Here is a 2,783-nt window from a genome sequence, read left to right as displayed (position 1 = left end):
GGCTCTCCGATCTTACGAATGACCGGATCAAACCCGCACCTAAGAAAGTAGGACCCCGACGTGACACTCTCACTGGCCACCGTCCCCGACCTCGACGACCTCACCGACAACGAAGGCGAGATCGACGAATACAGCACTGCCCTCGACGTCGAGGCTCAGCTCCTGTGCTCGCTGCTCTGGGCGCCGGCCGAGAGCGCGAAGCGTGCCGTCACAGCTCTGACCAGCGCAGACTTCTATCGGCCCGTGAACGCGGCACTGTTCACCGCCATCGAGGAGTTAGTCACTTCCGGCAAACCTCACAACAGTGCCCACGTCTTCACTACCTTGCAGCAGGAAGGCCGCACCAGCGGGCACCTCGGGAAACAGCTCACCAAAGCACTCACCGACATCACCACCATCGGCGTCCCGTCCGCTGAACTCGAGCACAACATTGCCGCAGTCCTCACCCAGGCCTACCGGCGCGGATTCCGCGAAGCAGCACGATCCCTCGCCCAAGCCGCCGAAGAACTCCCCGAAGACCAACTGTTCGAGCACCTGCTCAGCATCGGCCGCGAACGCCGCGCAGCCTCCCAACGCCTCGCCGCCATCCGCGAAGGCCGAGCATGAACACTCCAGACAAGCCAGATCAGCGAATCAGCAGGCCGGGGGTGGTGAAACACAGCATCTTCGGTGTCCTCGCCCTCGCCGTCGCAGCCCTGGACTTCACCATCGGAACCAGCCGAACCCTCATCGCCGGAGTCGGGTTACTCGCCCTTTCGACCTACAGCTTCCTGAAAGCGGCCAAACTCCGAAGGTCGCCCCTCGAGCAGACAGGAACCCAGAACATGAACGATGACGAACACGACGCCTGGCAGCTGCACCACCACGGAGCCGACTGGGACGAGATCGGCACCGAAATGGGATGCAGCCCCACCACAGCGCAAACCCTCGCCGCCGCCTACGAAAAACGCACCGACAACGCCGCAGCGCAAACCCAAAACACTCTGTTCTGACCCGCCCCCACAGGTCCGTTGACCGCAGGAAATAGGCAATGATCAGGTAGAATAGACAACGCTGTGCAGCTTCCCTGCACATCACAACTCGCCCGAGTCGACGAAGGAGCACCGGTGACAACTGCACGCAACGCACAGTCGCACATGACCGAAGCCCAAATCGACCGAGCCATCGCCGCCGCCACCGCCGGACACCGCATGGCCGGCATGGAACCCAGCGAATACGGCATCGAAGTCGGGCGACGGCAACTACGCGGAGAAATCACCGGCGACGAAGCAGTCGCACTCGTCCTCGCCGAAAACCGCCGCCGCCGAGCTGCCCGCAGTTGAAAGACCCGTACGTCGACCCCGAAACCGGGGTCCTGATCAACAAACTCGGGCACACCGACCCGCAAGCACTCCTCGAGGACGAAACCGAAGCGGCGTATCAGCGCATCCTGCAACTCGAATTACAGCCCATCGCAGGTAATTTCGACTTCGAACACCTGAAAAAGATCCACCAATTCATACTGCAAGACGTCTACGACTGGGCAGGCACCCTCCGCACCCGCGACACCGGCGCCGTCGGCATGAACCTCCCACACTGCCGACCCGAACACATCGAAAACCAAGCAGCGTTCATCTTCCGCGGAATCGCCAAAGACAACTTCCCCCAAGGACTCCCGAAAGACCGCGCCGTCGACCGCCTCGCCTACCACTGGGGTGAAACCACCGTCCTGCACCCGTTTCGGGACGGCAACTCCCGCACACAACGAGTCTTCTTCGACGAACTCCTCAAATCCTCCGGTTGGACCATCGACTGGCAGAAAGTCCACGCCTCCGCAGTGCAAGCAGCCCGCTACGTCGCCATGGAAGCAACCCACACACCGCTCCGGGACGTCCTCGCCCCCGGCGTACACCGCAACGGCACCAAACCGCCCACGCTCGCCAGCACCCAAGGCAACGTCATTCACCTCGAGGTAGCCGAGCATCACAAGGCGATGATCGACCACCTCCGAAGCGGAAACCGCGCACCGTACAACCCGAACGAGCTCAGCGACCTGATGCGCGGCCGCCTACTCGACTACCCGTCACAGCCACCGACAGGTTCACGAGAATCAGGGACGAGCGGGCCGGAAATCTCGCGGACCCAGACACCGACACGCTCCCACGACCTCGGGCGTGACTGAAAACTTCCGGACAAGAGCGGCCTGACCACAATAAATATGGCCCGCTCACTGCTCCTACTGGAATTCTTCGGTGTGATCGCTCAACTGTCGAGCAAGAGCCCGAACCGTTTTCGGGTCAGTCATATCGCCGCCACGCGCGCAACCGATCCGCGCACCGGACGCCGCCTCCGCAGCCCGCAACTCCGCATACGCCGCAACAAGCTCAGGACTCGGATTCGCCATCAGATCCGCCCGGCGCTTCTGCTCAACCTTGTGAGCCAAACGCAACTTGCTAGACAGCTGCTCTTCGCGCCAGATGGCGAACCTGCGACGCTTCCACGGCGAACGAACCGCAGCACCGCCCGTCCAGGCCGCGAACTGCTCCCTGTCTCGCTCCCACATCCGCGGCCGAAAATCCGGACTCCAACTATCCATCAACATTTACCCCATCAAACGCCCACCTGCGGACTCACCCAAATTAGCAGCCTGTAACCACCCAACACCGCAGCCCCGAAGATCCGAAACCCACGGCCGAACCAGCCGAAACACGAACACGACCTCAGGTAGTGGGCTATTCAGCCCGCTTCTGGGTCTGTCCAGAAAACGGTGTAATTGGTTGATTTCTAACTACTTTCGTCCGGCA

The 2,783-nt window shown here is 61.7% G+C and carries 5 protein-coding genes; 4 read left to right on the top strand and 1 reads right to left on the bottom strand.

Features of this window, described 5'->3' with window-relative positions:
* The first annotated feature begins 60 nt into the window (after positions 1–60).
* From ACKAMS_RS33510 to ACKAMS_RS33495, 4 genes are all read left to right on the top strand, one after another.
* Positions 61–606 (top strand): DnaB-like helicase N-terminal domain-containing protein, encoded by a 546-nt coding sequence (locus tag ACKAMS_RS33510; protein ID WP_408990110.1) that lies wholly within the window; start codon positions 61–63, stop codon positions 604–606.
* A complete protein-coding gene (locus ACKAMS_RS33505) occupies positions 603–992 on the top strand; it encodes a hypothetical protein (RefSeq protein ID WP_408990109.1) in 390 nt (129 codons plus the stop codon). The genes ACKAMS_RS33510 and ACKAMS_RS33505 overlap by 4 nt, the downstream gene beginning before the upstream one ends.
* A 114-nt stretch (positions 993–1,106) precedes the next feature.
* Positions 1,107–1,322, top strand: coding sequence for an antitoxin VbhA family protein (locus ACKAMS_RS33500; RefSeq protein WP_007734780.1), 216 nt, complete (start codon positions 1,107–1,109; stop codon positions 1,320–1,322).
* Positions 1,319–2,161, top strand: coding sequence for a Fic/DOC family protein (locus tag ACKAMS_RS33495; protein ID WP_408990108.1), 843 nt, complete (start codon positions 1,319–1,321; stop codon positions 2,159–2,161). Before ACKAMS_RS33500 ends, ACKAMS_RS33495 begins: the two co-directional genes overlap by 4 nt.
* A gap of 54 nt (positions 2,162–2,215) precedes the next feature.
* On the opposite strand, the gene ACKAMS_RS33490 is transcribed toward ACKAMS_RS33495, so the two are convergent.
* Entirely contained in the window at positions 2,216–2,575 is a 360-nt protein-coding gene (locus ACKAMS_RS33490) for a hypothetical protein (RefSeq protein WP_408990107.1), read from the bottom strand.
* Between the last annotated feature and the right edge of the window lie 208 nt (positions 2,576–2,783).

This window comes from Rhodococcus sp. 5A-K4 (genome assembly GCF_046097995.1).
In the GTDB taxonomy this organism is placed as follows: domain Bacteria; phylum Actinomycetota; class Actinomycetes; order Mycobacteriales; family Mycobacteriaceae; genus Rhodococcus_F; species Rhodococcus_F erythropolis.
This window is presented reverse-complemented; position numbering and strand designations above follow the sequence as displayed.

Coding starts and splice junctions, on each gene's coding strand:
- ACKAMS_RS33505 (WP_408990109.1), top strand. CDS start 603: ATGAACACTCCAGACAAGCCAGATCAGCGAATCAGCAGGCCGGGGGTG.
- ACKAMS_RS33490 (WP_408990107.1), bottom strand. CDS start 2,575: ATGGATAGTTGGAGTCCGGATTTTCGGCCGCGGATGTGGGAGCGAGAC.